The following is a 662-nucleotide window of genomic DNA, read 5'->3' as shown; positions in this document are numbered from 1 at the left end:
GCTGATGTCAATATCATCAAAAATAATCTGTCCCTTGGAAGATAACATCCGTATCAATGAAAGCCCTAATGTTGTTTTTCCTGAACCCGATTCTCCTACAACACCAAGTGTTTGACCAACACGAATTGTAACATCCATATCTTGAACAGCTTTTATATAACCCTTTGTGCGCCGCAATAGACCCTTTTTAATCGGAAACCAAACACGAACTTTCTTACCTTGCATCAAAATGGGCGCACTCTTGTCTGCTTGAAGAGGATAGCCTTTAGGTTCTGCTGCTAACAATTGTTTTGTATAGGGCTTTTGAGCATTTGCAAACAATTGATCGATTGGAGCACTTTCAACAATTTTTCCTTTTCTCATCACATAAACACGATCCGCAATACGGCGTACAATGGCTAAATTATGAGTAATAAAAAGCATCGACATATTGTTTTGCTTTTTAAGGTGTACCAAAAGCTCAAGAATGCGCGCTTGAACAGTTACATCAAGCGCCGTTGTTGGCTCATCAGCAATCAATAATCGTGGATTATTGGCAAGTGCCATTGCAATCATCACACGTTGCCGTTGCCCACCTGATAATTCGTGAGGAAATGACCCCAAACGTTTCTGTGGTTCATGAATTCCTACTTGTGTTAGCAAATCAATAATATGCGCACGCA

The 662-nt window shown here is 40.2% G+C and carries 1 protein-coding gene; it reads right to left on the bottom strand.

What is annotated here, in order from left to right; all coding sequences use genetic code 11:
* The coding region (locus ACFINZ_RS11155; RefSeq protein ID WP_375701549.1) for an ATP-binding cassette domain-containing protein at positions 1-662 on the bottom strand (662 nt) is incomplete at both ends.

This window comes from Bartonella sp. AA81SXKL, from assembly GCF_042196945.1.
Taxonomy (GTDB): Bacteria; Pseudomonadota; Alphaproteobacteria; order Rhizobiales; family Rhizobiaceae; genus Bartonella.
Note: the sequence above shows the minus strand (reverse complement) of the source record. Positions and strands in the feature narration are given on the sequence as shown.